The following is a 20,794-nucleotide window of genomic DNA, read 5'->3' as shown; positions in this document are numbered from 1 at the left end:
CGCGGCGGCGTACGCCGGAGCACCGCCCGCCAACGGCGCGGTCGCCAACGGCCCGGTGGACGGCACCGTGCCGTGCGTCGGGGCGGGCCAGGCGACCGGCGGGACCGGCCCGGGTGGCGTACCTGTCGGAGTGGGCGGCACCGGCCCACCCGGGGCGCCGGGCTGTGGCCCACGGCTGTCCCGGTTGAGCAGCAACGCGCCGCCGATCAGGATGGCCGCGCCGAGCAGCACGGCGCGGAAGGCGTCGGTGACGATGTAGCCGAAGCTGGCCGCCACCAGGATGCCCAGCACGATCACGGTCACCGGGGACATGCTGGAACGGCCGCGCCCCAGCATCGACTCCACCGGGGATGCCGTGTCGCCCTCGTTCGGGATGATCAGCCAGGCGGCGACGTACACCAGGATGCCGATGCCGCCGAAGAACCCGAGCACCGCGAGCAGCACCCGCCAGAGCACCGGGTCGGTGTTGGTGGCTCGTCCGATCGCGGCGCAGACCCCGGCCAGGTAACGACCGTCGCGCGGCCGGACCAGCCCGTACCGCGAGGTGAAGCCGGTGCCGCCCAGCGGCCCCACGGACGGCCCCGGCCCATCGGGCCCTCCAGGCGTACCCGCGCCGCCGCCGGCCCCGTAGCCGGCACCTGTCGTACCGCCGCCGGGCCCGTAGCCCGCGCCGGGCGCGAAGCCGGCGTCGGGCCCCTGGCCCGGGCCGGGCGCGTAGCCGGCGCCGGGCGGGTAGCTCGGTGGCTCGTACGCGCCGGGTGTCGGTTCGGCGGCCGGGCCGAACGTGGTGGGCTCGGCCCAGCCGGCGGGTGTTCCGGCTGGGGCGGGCGGTACTGAACCGCCCGGCTGTGCCGACCCGGGGCGGGGCGGCGGGGCAGCTTCCTCGGTCATGCCTCGATCCTGCTGCCCGCTTCGCCCGAACGACCTCAGGACCCGACCCTGACCCCACCCTGAGATCCGAGCGGCCGGAATGTCGGGGGCGTCCCCGTGGTCGGGGGACGCCGCAGCGTGTGACGATCGGACTCACCGACATCCGGACAGCCCACCACCGTGACCAGGGAGCCTGCGATCAGCACCGTGACCCCGCCTCCGCGCCTCTACCGCGCCCCCGAGCATCGGATGGCCGCTGGCGTCGCCGCCGGTATCGCCGACCACCTCGGCATCTCGGTGCTGCGCGTGCGGGTCGCGTTCATGGTGCTGCTCGGGCTGAGCGGGCTCGGGCTGCTGCTCTACGCGGCCTTCTGGGCGGTGGTGCCGCTGCGCCCCGGCGACACCGCCGTGCCGCCCCGGCGCGACGTGGCCCAGCTCCTGCCGTTCGTCGGGATCGGGCTCGGTGTCCTGCTGATCCAGGTGATGGTCTTCGACTCGGTAGGCGCGGCGGGCACCGCCGGTTGGCTGGTGGCCATCATCGCGGTCGGCGCCGGGGTCATCTGGCACCAGTCGGCGCCCGAGCGGCGACGGCGCTGGGGCGACACGATGCCGGTCCCGTGGCTCGGGGCGGTCGTCGAGGAGAGTGACCGGCGGGCCTTCGTGCTCCGGTTCATCGGCGGCGGAGTGCTGGTCGCAGTCGGCATCATCGGTGTCGCGGCGGTCTACTCGCCGGCACAGAACTTCGACGCGGTGATCAACGGGGTGATCTTCGCGCTGGTCGGGTTGGCCGGGGTCGGCGTGGTCGCCGCGCCGGTGCTCTGGCGGACGTACAGCCAGCTCCGCGCGGAGCGCGAGGGCCGCATCCGCGAGCAGGAGCGGGCCGAGCTGGCCGCGATGGTGCACGACCAGGTGCTGCACACGCTGGCGCTGATCCAGCGCAACGCCGGCGACGTCAAGACGGTGCAGCGGTTGGCCCGGGGGCAGGAGCGTTCGCTGCGCAACTGGCTCTACAAGCCCACGGCGTCACCGAGCGAGCGCTTCGCGGCCGCCCTGGAGCAGGCCGCCGCCGAGGTCGAGGACACCTTCGCGATCACTGTGGAGACCGTGGTGGTGGGCGACCGGGAGACTGACGAGAAGGTCGGCGCGCTGGTCGCCGCCGCGCGCGAGGCGCTGGTGAACGCGGCCCGGCACGCAGGTGTGCAGACCGTGTCGCTCTACGCCGAGGTGGAGCCCGAACAGGTCAGCGTCTTCGTCCGGGACCGGGGCAAGGGCTTCGATCCGGATACGGTGGAGGACCACCGGCACGGCGTACGCGGTTCGATCATCGGACGGATGAAGCGGCACGGCGGACGGGCCGAGATCCGGTCCGGCCCGGGGGAGGGGACCGAGGTCCGGTTGATCCTGCCGATCTCCCGGGACTCGTCCGCAGCGGAGAGGAACAAATGACCATGGCCGAGCAGCCGATGGAGCACCTCGACCCGGCGACCAGCCGCCCGGAACGCCTGCGGGTGTTCCTGGTGGACGACCACGCGATGTTCCGCGCCGGGGTGCGTGCCGAGCTGGGCGCCCATGTCGAGGTGGTGGGTGAGGCGAGCACGGTGGCCGAGGCGGTCACCCGGATCGCCGCCACCGGCCCGGACGTGGTGCTGCTCGACGTCCACATGCCCGACGGCGGTGGCCGTGCCGTGCTGGAAGCGATGCGGCGCAGCCATCCGCAGGTCAAGTTCCTGGCGCTGAGCGTCTCCGACGCGGCGGAGGACGTGATCGGGTTGATCCGGGCCGGCGCCCGGGGTTATGTCACCAAGACCATCTCCCCGGACGAGCTGGCCGCGGCGATCCGTCGGGTCGCCGACGGTGACGCGGTGTTCAGCCCCCGGCTCGCCGGGTTCGTGCTGGACGCCTTCGCGGCCCGGCCGGACGCCCCGGTGGCCGACCCGGAGCTGGACCAGCTCACCAACCGGGAGCGGGAGGTGCTGCGCCTGCTCGCCCGGGGGTACGCGTACAAGGAGATCGCCAAGGAGCTGTTCATCTCCATCAAGACGGTGGAGACGCACGTGTCGAACGTGCTGCGCAAGCTCCAGATGTCCAACCGGTACGAGCTTTCGCGCTGGGCGGCGGACCGCCGGCTCGTGTGATCTATTCCTCCGCCCCGGCATTTCGGGCAGATGCCACGGATGCCGCTGGGCGGGGCTGACAAACGATCAGCCGTCGTCCCATACTGCCCCGGTCCCGTTTCCGCGCGTGGGTGTCGCATCCCGCGGAAACGACGGCTCACGCGCGTGCCCGCGATGGCGGGTCACCCCTGGGGAAGAGGTACCACTTCGATGTTGGGACAACGAGGACGACACTGGGCGCGGGTCGCCCTGGCGGCTGTCGCCGGCGGCGCCCTGGCGCTCGGCGTGGCGGGCGCCGCCGCCGCGGCCCCGGCCACCGGTGTGGCCAAGGCGGTCGAGGGCAGCCAGGTCACCCTGAAGCTCGACGGCAAGACGCGCACCACGTCTGCGCTCGCTCTGAAGATCGACGGCAAGCTGGTGCCGGCGTTCTGCATCGACTACCACACCAGCGTGAAGCTCGACGGCAAGTACGAGGAGGGCACCTGGGACGAGTCCCAGGTGAAGAACCTCGCCAAGGTGCAGTGGGTGCTGACCCACGGCTACCCGAACGCCGACTCCACCAAGCTCCTCGCCGCCGCCGGCGTGGACACCAAGATCGGCAAGAAGCAGCTCGACAACCTGCTCTACTTCGGCACCCAGACCGCCGTCTGGCACTTCAGTGACGGCATCGAGCTGGGCGCCTGGGAGAAGGGCCTGCAGGCCCCCAACCAGTACGAGGTGATCACGAAGGTCCGTGACTACCTCATCAAGAACGCCACCGACCAGCCGGAGCCGCGTGCCGAGCTGTCCGTCAGCCCGGCCAGCGCCACCGCGACGGTCGGCGGCAAGGCCGGTCCGTTCACGGTCAGTGGTCCGGCGGGCGCCATCACCGTCGCGGCCACCGGCGGCACTGTCGTCGACGCCGAGGGCAAGCCGGTCACCACGACCACCAACGGCGGGCAGTTCTGGCTGGCCGCCGAGGCCGCCGGCACGGTCAACGTGACCCTGACCGCGCAGGACTCGGTCTCCTTCGCCGGGTGTTCCTGTTCACCGGCCCGAAGAAGGCGCAGAAGCTGATCCTCGGCGGCAGCACCGGCGCCCCGTCACCACCCGGGTCTCGGCCACCTTCACCGCCGTTCCCACGACGCCGCCGGCCACCCCGTCGGCGACCCCGAGCGCGTCGGCCTCGCCGACCACCCCGTCGGCCACGCCGTCGGACTCGGCGCCGCCGGCCAGCCCGGCCCCGTCCACCTCGCCGGCGAGCAACGGTGGCGGCCTGCCGCTGACCGGTTCGCCGATCGCGGCGGCGGCGACCGCCGGTCTGCTGCTGCTCGCCGCGGGTGCGGTCGCCGTCCTTGTGGTGCGTCGTCGCAAGGTCCGCTTCACCGCCTGATCCATCCCCGCCACACCACCGGCCCCGGCCCCGCCTTCAGGCGGCGCCGGGGCCGGTGTCGTCGTAGCCGCCGTGGTCGCCACTTTGATGATCAGAAAAACGCCCGCGGCACCCTCGGCCACCCAGCCGACCATGGTGCCCGTGCAGCCGACGTCGACCTCGTCCGGACGGGCAAAGAAAGTCGAGCCCGCGACAGACGCCGGACCGCGTGGTCGTCAAGCGAAAAACCTCACAGAAGCCGAGCCTGAGCGGGGCGCGAGCGTCCGAGCAGGTCATGTACTTCCAGGTCGGAGACACCCACCCCGACCGTTTTATGATCATTTTTCAAGTATCGGCAACGTGGCGGGCAACTAACGGCTTGATAACGGCACCTTCACGGAAGAGGCCAGTGGGTGTCACAGTGGCAGCACCTCACCCTCGGTGTGTGGCACTCCGTACGGCCCACGACCACGACCTCCGCTGTTCCCGGCGGGTTCGTGGCTGTGTCGCCTGCGTAGGGTCGTGCCTCGTCGGGTGAGGGAGCCCGGCGGATCGGAACATCAGGGGTGTCCCCAAACTTCCCTGTGGTCCCGGCGACCCCCGCCCCGGGGTGGTCGGGCGGTGTCACCCCCAAAACGTGCGTGAAACCCACGACGGAACCAGGTTAGAAAGAGGAGGCCCCTCGGAATGAGAGTCTCGAAGCGGGCGACGAGCGCGATCGCGCTCAGCGCGGCTGCCGCGCTTGTCGCGAGCGGTTGCTCGAGCGGTGACGGCGACGGCGACGCCGCCGCCAGCAAGGATGGCGCGATCGTCATCCACGGCGTCCAGCCGGAGAACCCGCTGGTTCCGTCGAACACCACGGAGACCGGCGGTGGCAAGGTCATCGACTGGCTGTTCACCGGCCTGGTCGAGTACCCCAACGACGGTGGGGCCCCGCGCAACGCGCTGGCCGAGTCCATCGACACCAAGGACTCCAAGGTCTTCACGATCAAGATCAAGAAGGGTACCAAGTTCCACGACGGTACCGAGGTGAAGGCGAAGAACTTCGTCGACGCCTGGAACTGGGCCGCGTACTCGCCGAACGGCGCGCAGAACGGCTCCTTCTTCTCGGACATCGCGGGCTTCGACAAGACCTACACCGAGGACCCGGACGGCCCGGACGGCCCGCAGAAGGCCCCGGCCCCGTCGGCCAAGGAGCTCTCCGGCCTGAAGGTCATCGACGAGCAGACCTTCGAGGTCACCCTCGCCGCGCCGACCGCGGTCTTCCCGACCAAGCTCGGCTACAGCGCCTTCATGCCGCTGCCGGACGCGTTCTTCACCATGAAGCCCGAGGAGTTCGGCAAGAAGCCGATCGGCAACGGCCCGGTCAAGTTCGTGTCGTGGCAGGACAACGTCCTCATCAAGCTGACTCGTTTCGACGACTACAGCCTGCGCGACAAGATGAAGATCAAGGACGTCGACGTCAAGCTGTACCAGGACGAGACGGCGGCCTACGCCGACCTGCTCGCCAACAACCTTGACTTCATGGAGGTCGTCCCCACCTCGGCGCTCGCCGGCGACAAGTGGAAGACCGACCTCGGCGACCGTGGCCTGAACACCGTCACGCCGTCGACCGCGCTGATCGCGTTCCCGATCTACGACAAGCGCTTCCAGAACCCGAAGCTGCGTCGTGCGGTCTCGCTGTCGATCAACCGGCAGGAGATCTCGGACAAGATCTTCTTCGGCACCCGCAAGCCGGCCGACAGCTGGGCGAACCCGCTGACCCCGGGCGCCAAGCCGGGTAACTGCACCGCCTGCAAGTTCGACCCGACCACGGCCAAGCAGCTGCTGACCGAGGCCGGTGGCTTCACGGGCGAGATGGTCTTCTACTACAACTCGGACTCCAGCCACAAGGACTGGATGGACGCGGTTGCGCAGCAGGTCAAGACCAACCTCGGCATCGAGGCTCGCGCCGAGGGCATCCCGACCTTCGCGGTGTTCCGTCAGAACATCAACGCCCACAAGATGACCGGCCCGTACCGTGCCGCCTGGCAGCAGGACTACCCGGACGTGGAGAACTGGGTCAACCCGCTCTACGTCAAGGGTGGCTCGTCCAACGACGGCCTGTACAGCAACCCCGAGGTCGACACCCTGGCCAAGCAGGCCAGCGCTGCTCCGAGCCTGGAGGCTTCGCACGAGGCCTTCTCCAAGGTTCTCGAGAAGGTCGACCAGGACGTCCCGAGCATCCCGATCTACTTCTACGGTCAGCAGTCCGGCCACTCGGAGAAGATCAAGAAGCTCGAGCTGAACAACGTCGGCGAACTCGACATCACCTCGGTCGAGCTCTGATCCGAACGGTCTGACCCCGGGTCGGGCTCGCCACATCCGGTGAGCCCGACCCGGGGCCGTTCCGCGAGTGGATGCCACAGCACTCCACTCGCCACGTTGTCACCACCGTGTCGGCCGTCCGACGCGCCCCCTGTCTGGAGGACCACCCCATGGGCCGTTATCTGTTGAGACGGCTGCTCCAACTCGTGCCCGTCTTCATCGGCTCGACCTTCCTGATCTACTGGCTCGTCTGGTCCGTCCCGGGCGACCCGTTCGCCGGCAAGTGCGGCGAGCGCCGCTGCCCGGACCAGTACGTCGCGTACATGACCGAGAAGTACCACCTGGACCAGAACGTCTTCGTGCAGTACGGCAACTACATGAAGAACCTGCTCCAGGGCGACTTCGGCCAGACGTTCTCCCAGCGCGACATCGGCGACATCATCGCCACGGCGTACCCGAACACCCTGAAGCTGGCCCTGGTCGCGCTCGCCATCGAGGCCGTCATCGGCCTCGGCGCCGGCATCCTGACCGGTCTGCGCCGCAACGGCTTCCTGGACAACCTGGTCCTCGTCTCGACCCTCTTCCTGCTCGCGCTGCCGGTGTTCGTCGTCGGCTTCGTGCTGCAGTGGCTGCTGGGTGTGCAGTGGGGCATCGTCAAGCCGACCGTCTCGTCCGAGATGCGGTTCTCCGAGCTGATCGTGCCGGGCTTCGTGCTCGGTAGCGCATCGGTGGCGTACATCGCCCGGGTGGCCCGAACGAGCATCGCGGAGAACCGCCGTGCCGACTACGTGCGCACCGCCATCGCCAAGGGCCTGCCGATGCGCCGGGTCGTGGGTGTGCACCTGCTGCGCAACTCGCTCATTCCGGTCGTCACCCTGCTCGGCACCGACCTCGGCGCCCTGATGGGCGGCGCGATCGTCACCGAGGGCATCTTCGGCATCAACGGAATCGGGCGCGAGGTCTACCGCGCGATCGTCACCAAGGAAAGCGCTACCGTGGTTGGCATCGTGGTCGTACTGGTGGTCGTCTATCTGTTGATGAACCTGTTGGTCGACCTGCTCTACGCCGCCCTGGACCCGAGGATCCGTTATGAGTGACCCGAGTACCGCTTCGATTGTCAGCACCCCTGCTGCGCAGCCGACCGACACCCCCGCCGCCCCCGGGCCGCAGAGCAACGAGAAGCCCCGTGGTCTGCTCGGTGACGCCTGGCGGGACCTGCGCCGCAAGCCGCTGTTCTGGATCTCGGCGACGATCATCGTCATCTTCCTGTTGATGGCGGCCTTCCCGTCGCTGTTCGCCCCGGGCGACCCGGTCAACGGAGCGCTCTCGCGCAGCCTCAACAAGGCGTCCGGCGACGCGTGGTTCGGGTACGACCTGCAGGGCCGGGACGTCTACGCCCGGGTCATCTACGGCGCGCGTGCCTCCATCGTGGTCGCCGTGCTCTCCGTGGTCGGCACCCTGCTGGTCGGCGGCGCCATGGGCATCATCTCCGGATACCTCGGTGGCTGGGTCGACACGATTCTCAGCCGGGTCGCTGACGTGTTCTTCGGAGTGCCGTTCGTGCTCGGCGCGATCGTCATCCTGACCACGTTCAACGGTTCGGGCAGCAGCAACAGCAAGGCCGAGATCATGGGCCTGGTGATCATCTCGCTGATCGTGCTGAGCTGGCCGGTCGTCATGCGGTTGATGCGCTCCTCGGTGCTCGCCACCAAGGAGGCCGACTACATCGTGGCGGCGCGCGCGCTGGGTGCCGGCAGTGGCCGGATCATCCTCAAGCACCTGCTGCCGAACTGCCTGGCCCCGCTGCTGGTCTACGGCACGATCATGGTCGGCTCGTTCATCGGCGCCGAGGCCACCCTGTCCTTCCTGGGTGTCGGCCTGAAGTCGCCGGTGGTGTCCTGGGGCATCATGATCAGCGAGGGTAAGGATTTCATCCGGGTCGCGCCGGGGCTGGTGTTCTTCCCTGCCGCATTCCTCGTCGCCGCGGTGCTGAGCTTCGTGATGCTCGGTGAAGCGGTCCGCGAGGCCCTCGATCCGAAACTCCGCTAGGGGAGATCCAGTGTCCGACATTCTCGTGTCTGAGCAGTCCGCGCCGGGATCCGGCGGGTCCGGACGCCCCTCCGGCCGGCTGCTCGAGGTCGACGACCTGCGGGTGGAGTTCCGTACCCGGGACGGCGTCGCAAAGGTCATCAACGGGGTCACGTACCACGTCGACGCGGGGGAGACCCTCGCCGTGCTCGGCGAGTCCGGCTCCGGTAAGAGCGTCACGGCGCAGACGATCATGGGCATCCTCGACACGCCCCCCGGCTTCGTCACCGGTGGGCACGTCCGCTTCCACGGCAAGGACATGCTCCGCATGTCCGCCGAGGAGCGCCGCCGCATCCGCGGTGAGGGCATCGCGATGATCTTCCAGGACGCGCTCTCCGCCCTGAACCCGGTCTTCACCGTCGGGTTCCAGATCGCCGAGCAGTTCCGGGTTCGGCGGGGTCTGGGTCGCGCGGAGGCCAAGAAGCGCGCGATCGAGATGCTCGACCAGGTCAAGATCCCGAACGCCAAGGGCCGGTTCAACAACTATCCGCACCAGTTCTCCGGCGGTATGCGGCAGCGCGCGATGATCGCGATGTCGCTGGCGCTCGACCCCGAGGTGCTGATCGCGGACGAGCCGACCACCGCGCTCGACGTGACGGTGCAGGCCCAGATCATGGACCTGCTCGCGGAGCTCCAGCGTGAGCGGCAGATGGGCATGATCCTGATCACCCACGACCTCGGTGTGGTCGCCGACGTCGCCGATCGGATCGCCGTCATGTACGCGGGCCGGATCGTCGAGGAAGCCGACGTGTACGACCTGTACGCCAAGCCGGCGCACCCGTACACGATGGGTCTGATCGACTCGATCCCGCGTCTGGACGAGAAGGGGCAGCAGCTCCGGACGATCAAGGGCCTCCCGCCGAACCTGATGAACATCCCGCCGGGCTGCCCGTTCAACCCGCGCTGCCCGATGGCGCAGCCGGTGTGCCGGGAGAAGGTCCCCCCGCTGCTCCAGGTGGGCCCCGCCCGGGCCAGCGCCTGCCACTTCGCCGAGGAGCTGGTGAACCGTGTCTGAGAACATCCTCGAGGTCCGTGACCTGGTCAAGCACTACCCCGTCACCCAGGGTGTGGTGTTCAAGAAGACCGTCGGTCAGGTCAAGGCCGTCGACGGGGTCTCGTTCGGTCTGCGGGCCGGCGAGACGCTCGGTGTCGTCGGCGAGTCCGGCTGCGGCAAGTCGACCCTCGCCCGGGTTCTGATGAACCTGGAGAAGCCGACCGCAGGCAGCGTGGTCTACAAGGGCCAGGACATCTCCAAGCTCTCCGGTGGGGCGCTGCGTCGGCTGCGTCGGCAGATCCAGCTGGTCATGCAGGACCCGTACACCTCGCTGAACCCGCGGATGACGGTCGGTGACCTGATCGGGGAGCCGTTCGAGATCCACCCGGAGGTGGCGCCCCGGGGTAGCCGTCGGGCCAAGGTCCGCGAGCTGCTCGACCTGGTCGGGCTCAACCCGGAGCACATCAACCGGTACCCGCACCAGTTCTCCGGCGGTCAGCGTCAGCGCATCGGCATCGCCCGCGCGCTCGCGCTGCGGCCCGAGGTGATCGTCTGCGACGAGCCGGTCTCGGCGCTGGACGTCTCCATCCAGGCCCAGGTGATGAACCTGCTGGAGAAGCTGCAGAGCGAGCTGGGGCTGTCGTACATCTTCATCGCCCACGACCTGTCGGTGGTTCGCCACCTGTCGGACCGGGTGGCGGTGATGTACCTCGGCAAGATCGTTGAGATCGGCACCGAGGACGAGATCTACGAGCGGCCGACCCACCCGTACACCCAGGCGCTGCTCTCGGCGGTGCCGGTGCCGGACCCGACCCAGCGGAACAACAAGACGATCATCCGGCTCACGGGTGACGTGCCGTCGCCGATCAGCCCGCCCTCGGGCTGCCGGTTCCGGACCCGCTGCTGGAAGGCGCAGGAGGTCTGCGCCGAGCAGGTCCCGCTGCTGGAGATCCGGCGCGACTCGGACCACCCGAGCGCCTGCCACTTCGCGGAGCGTCGCGAGATCGTCGCCACCCACGAGGTGTGAGTCACCGGAACCGCCTGCCGACGTCACCACGACGACGGCAGGCGGTTTCGTCTGTCCGGGGTCCGCTGGGCGGGCCGCCGGTGGGGTCACCGACCGGCGGCTCGCCGAGGCGCCTCAGAGCGGCCCGCGGCCCGCGCGCAGCAGCAGCAGCGCCAGTTGGGTGCCGTCGGCGCCGAGCGCGAGCCGGAAGCGCTCCAGGATGTCCCGTTCGCGCGAGAGCACCAGGCGGGTGCCTCCGGAGGCCATCCGGGTCGCCCCGACCTCCTGGGACAGGGCGGCCCGCTCCTGCCAGAGCGCGATCAACGCGTGGTCGATCTCGTCGATCCGTTCTCTGATCTGCACGATCCGCGCAGCGGCGGTCGGCTCCACGGTGCCGGTCCGTGCGTCGGACGAGTCGCCGCCGCGCACCGAAGGCACCACCTCCGGCACGCTCCCGCTCGCCGGGGGCTGTCCCGCCTCCGGGCCGGCCGGGCCACCGTTCTGCTCCACCACGTCTGTCATCATCGGGTACCTCTCGTGCTGTGGTGCCCGGTGCCCGGAACCCGGGACGGAAAAAGCCCCGGACTCCAGGAGCCCGGGGCTTTTCGCAGGTCTGTCGATCAGGCGCGACCTACGGCAGCCGGACTCCCGGTGCCGTAGTAAAAGTAGTAGCGCGCAGCGATCACGCCGTCGAGTATGCCCACGCCGGTGGCCGGCGCGCAAGGATTCCGCCGCAAAAGGGCGGCCCCGCTCGGGTGCTTCCGGCGCCGGCACGGCGGCCCGGCCCGACGGACGGCGCGGTCGGGAAGTGTCCGGCTGGCGGCATAGACTTGGCGCGCGATGCATCCTCTCTTCGACATTCCCGCGTCCCCGCCCGCGCCGGAGTCCGCGCCGGCCCGTCCGCACCGGCCCGGGTCGGCCCCCGTCCGCCTCGATCCGCAGCAGCTCCTCGCCGGGCTGAACGGGCCGCAGCGCGACGCCGTCAGCCACGCCGGTTCGCCGTTGCTGATCGTGGCCGGCGCCGGGTCCGGCAAGACCCGGGTGCTCACCCACCGGATCGCCTACCTGCTCGCCGCACGGGACGTGCATCCCGGTGAGATCATCGCCATCACCTTCACCAACAAGGCGGCCGGCGAGATGAAGGAGCGGGTCGCCGCGCTGGTCGGCCCGCGGGCCCGACTGATGTGGGTGTCGACGTTCCACTCGGCGTGCGTCCGCATCCTGCGCGCCGAACACGAGCACGCCGGCCTCAAATCGACGTTCTCGATCTACGACGCGGACGACTCCCGCCGCCTGATGCAGCTGGTCACCCGCGAGCTGGATCTCGACCCGAAGCGCTACCCGGCGCGTGGTCTGGCCGCCCAGGTCTCCAACCTCAAGAACGAGCTGGTCGACCCGGAGCAGTTCGCCGCACGGGCCAGCGGGCCCAACGAGCGGGCGCTCGCCGAGGCGTACACGCTGTACCAGCGCCGGCTGCGCGAGGCGCACGCGCTGGACTTCGACGACCTGATCATGACGACGGTGCACCTGCTCCAGTCCCACCCGCACGTCGCGGAAAGCTACCGGCGGCGGTTCCGGCACGTGCTCGTCGACGAGTACCAGGACACCAACCACGCCCAGTACGTCCTGATCAAGGAGCTGGTCTCCGGCACCGACGGGCTGGAGCCGGCCGAGCTGTGCGTGGTCGGTGACGCCGACCAGTCGATCTACGCGTTCCGGGGCGCGACGATCCGCAACATCCTGGAGTTCGAGCGGGACTTCACCGACGCGCGGACGATCCTGCTGGAGCAGAACTACCGCTCCACCCAGACCATCCTCAACGCGGCCAACGCGGTGATCGACCGGAACACCTCCCGCAAGCCGAAGCGGCTGTGGAGCGAGGCAGGTGACGGCGAGCGGATCGTCGGCTATGTGGCCGACACCGAGCACGCCGAGGCGGACTGGGTGGGCCGGGAGATCGACAGGCTGGTCGACGCCGACGAGACCCGCCCCGGTGACGTCGCGGTCTTCTACCGCACCAACGCCCAGTCCCGCGTCTTCGAGGAGGTGTTCATCCGCGCCGGCCTGCCCTACAAGGTGGTCGGCGGGGTGCGCTTCTACGAGCGCAAGGAGGTCCGCGACGCTCTCGCGTACCTGCGCTCGGTGGTCAACGACGACGACACGGTGAGTCTGCGGCGGGTGCTGAACACCCCCCGCCGGGGCATCGGCGACCGCGCGGAGGCGTGCGTCGAGGCGCTGTCCAGCCGGGATCGGATCTCCTTCGGCGCGGCGCTGCGCCGGGCCCGGGAGGCGCCCGGCATCTCCACCCGGGCGGCCAACGGCATCGCCGACTTCGTGGCGCTGCTCGACGGCGCGCGCGAGCTGGCCGAGACCGGCACTCCGGAGGAGGTGCTGGAGGCCCTGCTGACCCGCTCGGGTTACCTCACCGAGCTGGAGGAGAGCCTGGACCCGCAGGACGCGGGCCGGGTGGACAACCTCCAGGAACTGGTGAGCGTCGCCCGGGAGTACACCGAGCGGATCGAGGCGACCGGCGCCGACGGGGACCGGGCCACCCTGGCGGGCTTCCTGGAGCAGGTCGCGCTGGTGGCCGACGCCGACCAGATCCCTTCCGACGACCCCGACCACCAGGGCGTCGTCACCCTCATGACGTTGCACACCGCCAAGGGCCTGGAGTTCCCGGTGGTCTTCCTGACCGGGCTGGAGGACGGCGTGTTCCCGCACCTGCGCTCGCTGGGCGACACCCGCGAGCTGGAGGAGGAGCGCCGACTGGCGTACGTGGGCATCACCCGCGCCCGGCAGCGGCTCTACCTCTCCCGGGCGGTGACCCGTTCGGCCTGGGGGCAGCCGTCCTACAACCCGCCGTCGCGGTTCCTGGAGGAGCTGCCACCGGAGCTGGTGCGCTGGGAGCGCACCGAGGGGTCGTACACCTCGTGGGCCGGCGGGGGCGGCGGCGTCGGCGGTCGTGCCGACCGGGCGCCCGGCGGACGCGGCACCTTCACCGGGGGTACGCCGAAGGCGGCGCAGCTGGCCCAGCGGCTCGGCGTGGACGCCAGCCGCCTCACCACCGCCAGCGAGCTGCCGCAGGGGCCGAAGGTGGCCGCCGGCGACCGGGTCAACCACCAGCGCTACGGGCTGGGGCGCGTGCTCGCCGTGGAGGGGCACGGCCCGGGCGCCCGCGCCCAGATCGACTTCGGCGACCAGACCATGTGGCTGGTGCTGCGACACGCCCCGGTCGACAAGCTCTGACCGGCCCGCCCACACCGCGCCGATCTTGCAGTTCCGGTCGTCGACATGGGTGGTATGCCCTCTATGTCGGGACAGCAAGTGCAAGATCGGCGCAGCGGAAGGCGCGGGGTCAGCAGCCCAGGTCGACGCCGTGGGCACGCATGTACGGGGCAGGGTCGATCTGGTTCCACATGCCCTGGTGCACCTCGAAGTGCAGGTGCGGGCCCGTGGCGTCGCCCGTGGCGCCCTCGTAGCCGATCACCTGGCCGGCCTTGACCGCCTGCCCGACGGTGACCGCGATGCGGCTCTGGTGGGCGTAGTGGGTCAGGTAGCCGTTGCCGTGGTCGATGAAGACGGAGTTGCCGTACCCGTCCGCGGCGTCGCCGGCCTGGGTGACCGTGCCGGCGGCCGCGGCGTGGATGGGGGTCCCCGAGGGCAGCGCCAGGTCGATCCCGGCGTGCAGGGTGCCCCAGCGCTGGCCGTAGCAGGAGGTGACCGAGGCGCCCGGCATCGGGTCGACCCAGGCGGGCGTCGGCCGGGTGGTCTTCTTCGGCTTCGGCTTCGGCTTCGGCTTGGCGGTGGCCGTCTTCGTCGGTGTCGGGCTGGCGCTTGCCGTCGACGGGCTCACGGTCGGGCTGGCCGACGGAGACGCCGGCGCGCTCGACTCACGGGCCGAGCGGTCGGCCCGGCTGGCGGCCTCGGCGCGGGACTGGGCGTCGAGCGAGACGGCGGTGGGTACCGGCCGGTCGGGACCGGAGGTGGCTACGGCGACCCCGCCCAGGCCGAGGGCGACCAGCGCGGCCGCGCCGACCACGATGAGGCGGTTCCGTCGGCGGGCACGTCCCGGCTGCTCGACGGTGGTGTCGGGGGTGTTCTCGTTCTGGACGGGGCTGTCTTCCTGCACGGCGGACCTTCACAGTCGAGGGGCACTTGACCTCGAAATACTGGTGTCGGGCCGAGCTGGACGACCGTCCGGGACCGCGCGTCCGAACCGGGGGCGGCAGGCCGGCTGACCTGCTATGCGCCGGTCTGACGCGGTCCGTCCGGAAAAGTGATCATGCCGCGCCGTGCTGTCGGTCACAGTCCGTCCTGTGATCCAGCAGACATCAGCCGTGGACCGAGCCGAAAAAACCGCCCGGATCAGCAGATCCGGGCGGTCAACGGGCGGTACGCAGCGTCAGGAACCCGCTACCTCGCTGTAGATTGCCTCGACTTGCAGCTTGATGTCCACTCCGCGCTCCTGCAGGTACGGAACGGGGTCGATCGGGGCGCCCTTGACATGAAGCTCAAGGTGCAGGTGCGTGCCGTAGGCGTGGCCGGTCTGGCCCACCAGGCCAAGCTGGTCGCCGGCCTTGACCTGCTGGCCCTCCTTGACGCTGAGCGCGGAGGAGTGACCGTAGATGGCCTCACTGCCGTCGGCGTGCTGGACGATCACCGCGTAGCCGTAGCCGCCGAACCAGCCGGCCTTGGTGACCAGGCCGTCGTGGACCGCCACGTACGGGGTGCCCTCGGGGACGACCAGGTCGACGCCGGTGTGCAGCTTGCCCCACCGCATGCCGTACGGGGAGTTGAAGTCGTAGCCCTGCAGCGGCAGCATCCAGACCTCGGGCTCGGCCGCTTCCTTCGTGCGGCTGTCCCGGGAGGCGCGCTCGGCGTTGTCCGCACGGGCCGCGACGTCCTGACTGGTGATCGACGCCTGCTTGAGCTCGTCGAGCACGGTCGGGCTGACGTCCTTGGCGTCGGGCAGCGCCGACGCGCCCAGCGCGACGATGCCCGCGCCGACGAAGGCGGTGGTGACGACTGCCGCGTAACGGCTACGCGGGGGGGTGGGTACGCGGCGGCGACCGCGATATCGATCGGGCTCAGACGACAGGCGCTGGCGCACGCACACCCTCCGTTGTCGGGGTTCCGAGGCGGCCGGTGGGACGTCCGTGAAGCTCAGATGAACGTCTGCCGACCGCGTCGTCACCCGTCCATGGACCTGATGACAACCGTGGACACGTTAGCCAACCACCAGGCGACCCACAAGCCGAAGCGCCGAATTGGCGTGTCGATCTGTCCGTTTGCGTCCAAGATTGTCACGCATCGTGCCGTCGAACGGTGCCCCCGTAACCACCCGTTCGTCGCCGAGCGTGACCGATCCGGCGGAGTCGTCCGGCTTGACGCCGGGGCCCGGGCGGGACGGCCTCGATCGACGGTGCCGACGGTGGTGCCCGGGCGCGGCGGAATGTCGGACGGGTTTCCAGCCCCGATTTCCCGGGCCCGGCCGGGCGGGTTACCGTTCGTTCAGGTGAAGGCCGTGGAGCCGGTGAAAGGTGTGCGCTGATGAGCTCTCGTATTCGGGTCGTCGTCGCGAAGCCAGGTCTGGACGGCCACGACCGCGGCGCGAAGGTCGTCGCCCGCGCCCTGCGCGACGCGGGGATGGAGGTCGTCTACACCGGCCTGCACCAGACGCCCGAGCAGATCGTGGAAACGGCCATCCAGGAGGACGCCGACGCGGTGGGTCTCTCCGTACTCTCCGGCGCGCACATGACGCTCTTCCGTCGGGTGCTGGAGCTGTTGACCGAGCGCGACGCCCGGGACATCGTCGTGTTCGGTGGCGGCATCATTCCCAACGGCGACCTTCCCGAGCTGGAGAAGCTGGGCGTCGCGAAGATCTTCACGCCGGGCGCCACCACGCAGGCGATCGTGGAGTGGGTCCGGGAGAACGTCGCGCAGCCGGTCGCCTGAGACAACCGGTCCGCTGCGCCGGCTTGCTGCGCCGACCGGATCTGGGCACGGGGGAGGGGCCGGACGCACCCCTCACACGTCCGGCCCCTCTATGCACGATGCCCCGCCGCCACCCCTCGACCGACAGGGCATCGGCCGTATCCCGTCTTTGCGCTGCTCAGCGCGCCGACACCTGACTCAACGACGCCCCGACGGGCGGGTTACGGACCCCCGGCAACATCGTCCGGACGATTGACGCCGCGCACGACGCGGCCGGAATCCGCCCCACTCGACACGGAGTTGTGCATTACCGCACACCGTGCACCCGCTCGGTTGCCGGCCGTGCCCACCTCGCTAGGCTGCCGCCAATGGCCTGTTTCAACTGATGACAGGCGTCAAACTGTTTTCTGAACGCTGGTGGCGGCGCGACGGCGCGCCGCGGAGACGGGACGGGACGCGCAATCGTGGACCTGTACGAGTACCAGGGGCGGGACCTGTTCGAGCGGCACGGCTTGCCCGTGCTGGCCGGCGGCGTCGCCACTACCCCGGAAGAGGCCCGCGCGATCGCCGAACGTCTTGGCGGCCGTGTGGTCGTCAAGGCGCAGGTAAAGGTCGGCGGCCGAGGTAAGGCCGGCGGCGTCAAGCTGGCCGAGGGCCCGGATGAGGCGGTGGCTCGGGCCACCGACATCCTCGGCATGGACATCAAGGGTCACACCGTCCACAAGGTCATGATCACGGTGACCGCGGACGTGGCCGAGGAGTACTACTTCTCGTACCTGCTCGACCGGGCGAACCGCACCTTCCTCTGCATCGCCAGCGTCGCCGGCGGCATGGACATCGAGCAGGTCGCCGCCGAGACGCCCGACAAGGTCGTCAAGGCCCCGATCGACGCCGTGAAGGGCGTGGACGAGGCCAAGGCCCGCGAGATCGTGACCGCTGCCGGCTTCCCGGCCGAGGTCGCCGACCAGGTGGTCGAGATCGCCGTCGGCCTCTGGCAGGCGTTCGTCGCCGAGGACGCCACGCTGGTCGAGGTCAACCCGCTCGCCAAGAACGGCGACGGCCGGATGCTCCTGCTCGACGCCAAGATCAGCCTGGACGAGAACGCCGCGTTCCGGCACCCGGACCACGAGGCCCTGGTCGACCAGGCTGCCGTGGACCCGCTGGAGCAGGCCGCCAAGGCCAAGGACCTCAACTACGTCAAGCTCGACGGCGAGGTCGGCATCATCGGCAACGGCGCGGGTCTGGTCATGTCGACCCTCGACGTCGTCGCGTACGCCGGTGAGCGGCACGGCAACGTCAAGCCGGCCAACTTCCTCGACATCGGCGGCGGCGCGAGCGCCGCGGTGATGGCGAACGGGCTGGAGATCGTGCTCTCCGACCCGGCCGTGAAGAGCGTCTTCGTCAACGTCTTCGGCGGCATCACCGCCTGCGACGAGGTCGCCAACGGCATCATCCAGGCGCTGGCCCTGCTCGAGCAGCGCGGCGAGCAGGTCACCAAGCCGCTCGTCGTCCGCCTCGACGGCAACAACGCCGAGGCCGGCCGGGCGATCCTGGACGGCGCGAACAACCCGCTCGTACAGCGGGTGGACACCATGGACGGCGCGGCCGAGCGGGCCGCCGAGCTGGCAGCTGCGGGGGTCTGATCATGGCTATCTGGCTGACCAAGGACTCGAAGGTCATCGTTCAGGGGATGACCGGCTCCGAGGGCTCCAAGCACACCCGGCGGATGCTCGCCGCCGGCACCAACGTGGTGGGCGGCGTCAACCCGCGCAAGGCGGGCCAGAAGGTCGACTTCGACGGCACCGAGCTGCCGGTCTTCGCGTCCGTGGCGGACGCCATGGCCGAGACCGGGGCCGACGTCACCGTCATCTTCGTGCCGCCGCAGTTCACCAAGGCCGCCGTGGTCGAGGCGATCGACGCCGCGATCGGCCTGGCCGTGGTGATCACCGAGGGCGTGCCGGTGCACGACACCGCCGCGTTCTGGGCGTACAACCTCGCGCAGGGCGAGCGGACCCGGATCATCGGGCCGAACTGCCCCGGCATCGCCTCGCCGGGCGCCTCCAACGCCGGCATCATCCCGGCCGACATCACCGGCTCCGGCCGCATCGGCCTGGTCAGCAAGAGCGGCACGCTGACCTACCAGATGATGTACGAGCTGCGCGACATCGGCTTCTCCACCTGCGTCGGCATCGGCGGTGACCCGATCATCGGCACCACGCACATCGACGCCCTGGCGGCGTTCGAGGCCGACCCGGAGACCGACGCCATCGTGATGATCGGTGAGATCGGTGGCGACGCCGAGGAGCGGGCCGCCGAGTTCATCAAGGACAACGTCACCAAGCCGGTGGTCGGCTACATCGCCGGCTTCACCGCGCCCCCCGGCAAGACCATGGGTCACGCCGGGGCGATCATCTCCGGCTCGGCCGGTACCGCCGAGGCGAAGCAGGCGGCGCTCGAAGCCGTCGGCGTCAAGGTCGGCAAGACGCCGACCGAGACCGCGAAGCTGATGCGGGAGATCATGTCCGGCAACTGAGCCGGGACGGCAACACCGAAGGGGTCGACCGGTTCCGGTCGGCCCCTTCGTCGTACCGCCGGGTCAGTCGTTGTTCCAGAACGGGTAGTTGCCGGTGAGACGCAGGATCGCGCCGCCGATGATGTTGATCACGCCGAACACGATGGCGAGGTAGCCGAGAACCGGCGACTGGCCGTTGCGCCGGGCGTCGCGCAGGGACAGGTAGCCGAAGATGATGCCGAGGATGCCGCAACAGATCAGGCCGAGGACGATGCCCAGCACGCCCCAGAGCGTGGTGCGGTCGCGTCCCCTGGCCGGCGGTGGTGGGGGCGGTGGGTATGCGGTCGTCACGGCTACCTCCGGGCGGTCGTGGGCGGCGGACCCCGGGCCGCGACCGGCGAGCGGGACCCGGTTGGCGGCGACGGCCACCCCCTCTGGCCCGACGCTAGACCCGACCGGGCGGATCCGGCCCCGGTTCGCCCAACTCGCCGCCCTCCGGGGCGGGTTAACGGACTGCCACCGCCCGCGCGACGTGCCAGAGTAGAGCGGATGCCCCCCGTCACCCCTGACCCACCCAGCCGTGCCGGCGGTGTACGCGCCGACGACCGGCCGGTCGACCGCGCCGCGCCCCGTCGGCGGGTTCCCGCGCCGCGTGCCGGTGGGTCGCCGCGTGGGCGTGCGCCGCTGGCCGTCGCCGCACTGGTGGCCGCGGTCGGGGCGGCTCTCACCTCGTACCTGCCGGTCGCCATCGTGCTCGGCCTGGTCCAGCTCGGCGCCGACTCCACCACGCTGGGCGGCACCCTGCGTACCGCGCTGGCCGGTTGGCTGGTGGGGCACGGGGTGCCGCTGCACACCGAGGCGGGCCCGTTCGGGCTCGCCCCGCTGGCGCTCACCGTGCTCGCGCTCTGGCGACTGACCCGGGCCGGCGTGCACGTGAGCCGCGCGATCGGCGCCCGCGACACCCGCTCACCGCGCCGCGCGCTGATCGCCGCCGCAGCTGTCGGTCTGGCGTACGCGCTGCTCGGCGCGCTCGCCGCGGTGCTGATCGGCGCGGGCGGGCCGCAGGTCTCCCTGGTGCGGGCGGCGGCCACGTTCGCGGTGGTCGGCACGCTCGGCGCGCTGGTCGGCGCGATCCGGATCACCGCCGTGACCCGGCTGCTCGTCACCCGGATACCCGGCCCGCTGCGCGACGGCGTACGCGCCGGGCTGGTGGCCGCGCTCCTCCTGCTCGGGGCGGGCGCCGGCGCTGCCGGCCTGGCCGTGGCCATGGGCGGCGGTGACGCCGCGGACATGATCGGCGCGTACCGGACCGGAGTGGCCGGACAGGCCGGGATCACACTGGTCAGCATGGCGTACGCGCCGAACGCAGCGGTCTGGTCGACCAGCTATCTGCTCGGGCCGGGCTTCGCCGTCGGCGTCGACACGGCCGTACGCACCAGCGAGGTGTCGGTCGGCGCGCTGCCGGCCGTACCGTTGCTCGCTGGCCTGCCGCGCGGCCCGGTGGACGGCCTCGGCGCCCTGCTGCTCGCGGTGCCGGTGCTGGCCGGGATGGTCGCCGGCTGGTTGCTGGCCCGCCGGCTGGCCCGGTCCGCCGGGCCGGAGCGGCCGCCGCGGCGCT

At 70.6% G+C, this 20,794-nt stretch carries 19 protein-coding genes; 14 read left to right on the top strand and 5 right to left on the bottom strand.

All coding sequences use genetic code 11. The features are described 5' to 3' along the window. On the bottom strand, positions 1–891 hold an 891-nt coding region (locus B0E54_RS29305), incomplete at its 3' end, for a PspC domain-containing protein (RefSeq protein WP_234590207.1). A 159-nt stretch (positions 892–1,050) separates the two neighbouring features. On the opposite strand from B0E54_RS29305, the gene B0E54_RS29300 reads away from it, so the two are divergent. The 9 genes from B0E54_RS29300 (at position 1,051) to B0E54_RS29260 (ending at position 10,751) form a co-directional block, all read left to right on the top strand. Further along, the gene (locus tag B0E54_RS29300; RefSeq protein WP_234590204.1) at positions 1,051–2,316 is read left to right on the top strand and encodes an ATP-binding protein; all 1,266 of its coding nucleotides are present in this window, start codon (positions 1,051–1,053) and stop codon (positions 2,314–2,316) included. Positions 2,317–2,318: 2 nt separating this feature from the next. Then, entirely contained in the window at positions 2,319–3,005 is a 687-nt protein-coding gene (locus B0E54_RS29295) for a response regulator transcription factor (protein ID WP_039906898.1), read from the top strand. Positions 3,006–3,194: 189 nt separating this feature from the next. Further along, complete coding sequence (locus tag B0E54_RS29290) at positions 3,195–4,040, top strand: thioester domain-containing protein (protein WP_234590202.1); 846 nt, start codon at positions 3,195–3,197, stop codon at positions 4,038–4,040. A 199-nt stretch (positions 4,041–4,239) separates the two neighbouring features. Further along, positions 4,240–4,356, top strand: coding sequence for an LPXTG cell wall anchor domain-containing protein (locus B0E54_RS29285; RefSeq protein WP_308195422.1), 117 nt, complete (start codon positions 4,240–4,242; stop codon positions 4,354–4,356). Between the two features lie 666 nt (positions 4,357–5,022). Next, positions 5,023–6,663 (top strand): ABC transporter substrate-binding protein, encoded by a 1,641-nt coding sequence (locus B0E54_RS29280; RefSeq protein WP_234590199.1) that lies wholly within the window; start codon positions 5,023–5,025, stop codon positions 6,661–6,663. A 149-nt stretch (positions 6,664–6,812) separates the two neighbouring features. Next, a complete protein-coding gene (locus tag B0E54_RS29275) occupies positions 6,813–7,739 on the top strand; it encodes an ABC transporter permease (RefSeq protein WP_007465043.1) in 927 nt (308 codons plus the stop codon). Further along, complete coding sequence (locus B0E54_RS29270) at positions 7,732–8,691, top strand: ABC transporter permease (RefSeq protein ID WP_234590197.1); 960 nt, start codon at positions 7,732–7,734, stop codon at positions 8,689–8,691. Before B0E54_RS29275 ends, B0E54_RS29270 begins: the two co-directional genes overlap by 8 nt. Before the next feature lie 25 nt (positions 8,692–8,716). Continuing rightward, on the top strand, positions 8,717–9,745 hold the full coding sequence (locus tag B0E54_RS29265) for an ABC transporter ATP-binding protein (protein WP_234590213.1): 1,029 nt from the start codon (positions 8,717–8,719) through the stop codon (positions 9,743–9,745). After that, on the top strand, positions 9,738–10,751 hold the full coding sequence (locus B0E54_RS29260) for a dipeptide ABC transporter ATP-binding protein (protein WP_308195420.1): 1,014 nt from the start codon (positions 9,738–9,740) through the stop codon (positions 10,749–10,751). The genes B0E54_RS29265 and B0E54_RS29260 overlap by 8 nt, the downstream gene beginning before the upstream one ends. A 114-nt stretch (positions 10,752–10,865) precedes the next feature. On the opposite strand, the gene B0E54_RS29255 is transcribed toward B0E54_RS29260, so the two are convergent. Beyond that, a complete protein-coding gene (locus tag B0E54_RS29255; protein WP_255787865.1) occupies positions 10,866–11,255 on the bottom strand; it encodes a chorismate mutase in 390 nt (129 codons plus the stop codon). A 315-nt stretch (positions 11,256–11,570) separates the two neighbouring features. On the opposite strand from B0E54_RS29255, the gene pcrA reads away from it, so the two are divergent. Then, positions 11,571–13,976 (top strand): DNA helicase PcrA, encoded by a 2,406-nt coding sequence (gene pcrA / locus B0E54_RS29250; RefSeq protein WP_234590194.1) that lies wholly within the window; start codon positions 11,571–11,573, stop codon positions 13,974–13,976. Positions 13,977–14,085: 109 nt separating this feature from the next. On the opposite strand, the gene B0E54_RS29245 is transcribed toward pcrA, so the two are convergent. Continuing rightward, positions 14,086–14,859: a M23 family metallopeptidase gene (locus tag B0E54_RS29245; protein ID WP_234590191.1), complete on the bottom strand. Its 774-nt coding sequence runs from the start codon at positions 14,857–14,859 to the stop codon at positions 14,086–14,088. A gap of 273 nt (positions 14,860–15,132) precedes the next feature. After that, positions 15,133–15,840 carry a M23 family metallopeptidase gene (locus B0E54_RS29240; RefSeq protein ID WP_234590189.1) on the bottom strand — a complete coding sequence of 236 codons (708 nt, stop codon included), beginning with the start codon at positions 15,838–15,840 and terminating at the stop codon, positions 15,133–15,135. A gap of 440 nt (positions 15,841–16,280) precedes the next feature. On the opposite strand from B0E54_RS29240, the gene B0E54_RS29235 reads away from it, so the two are divergent. The 3 genes from B0E54_RS29235 (at position 16,281) to sucD (ending at position 19,197) form a co-directional block, all read left to right on the top strand. Further along, a complete protein-coding gene (locus B0E54_RS29235; RefSeq protein ID WP_234590185.1) occupies positions 16,281–16,685 on the top strand; it encodes a cobalamin B12-binding domain-containing protein in 405 nt (134 codons plus the stop codon). Positions 16,686–17,128: 443 nt separating this feature from the next. Further along, on the top strand, positions 17,129–18,307 hold the full coding sequence (gene sucC / locus B0E54_RS29230; RefSeq protein ID WP_234590183.1) for an ADP-forming succinate--CoA ligase subunit beta: 1,179 nt from the start codon (positions 17,129–17,131) through the stop codon (positions 18,305–18,307). Between the two features lie 2 nt (positions 18,308–18,309). Beyond that, a complete protein-coding gene (sucD, locus tag B0E54_RS29225; protein WP_234590181.1) occupies positions 18,310–19,197 on the top strand; it encodes a succinate--CoA ligase subunit alpha in 888 nt (295 codons plus the stop codon). 63 nt (positions 19,198–19,260) lie between these two features. On the opposite strand, the gene B0E54_RS29220 is transcribed toward sucD, so the two are convergent. Further along, a complete protein-coding gene (locus B0E54_RS29220) occupies positions 19,261–19,527 on the bottom strand; it encodes a DUF4190 domain-containing protein (RefSeq protein ID WP_234590178.1) in 267 nt (88 codons plus the stop codon). A 198-nt stretch (positions 19,528–19,725) separates the two neighbouring features. Between B0E54_RS29220 and B0E54_RS29215 the strand changes: the two genes are divergently transcribed. Beyond that, positions 19,726–20,794: DUF6350 family protein (locus B0E54_RS29215; RefSeq protein WP_234590176.1), on the top strand; the 1,069-nt coding region annotated here is incomplete at its 3' end.

Origin of the sequence: Micromonospora sp. MH99, assembly GCF_021442385.1 — a bacterium.
Classification (GTDB): domain Bacteria; phylum Actinomycetota; class Actinomycetes; order Mycobacteriales; family Micromonosporaceae; genus Micromonospora.
The sequence above is the reverse complement of the archived record's forward strand: the minus strand, read 5'-3'. Positions and strand labels throughout refer to the sequence as shown.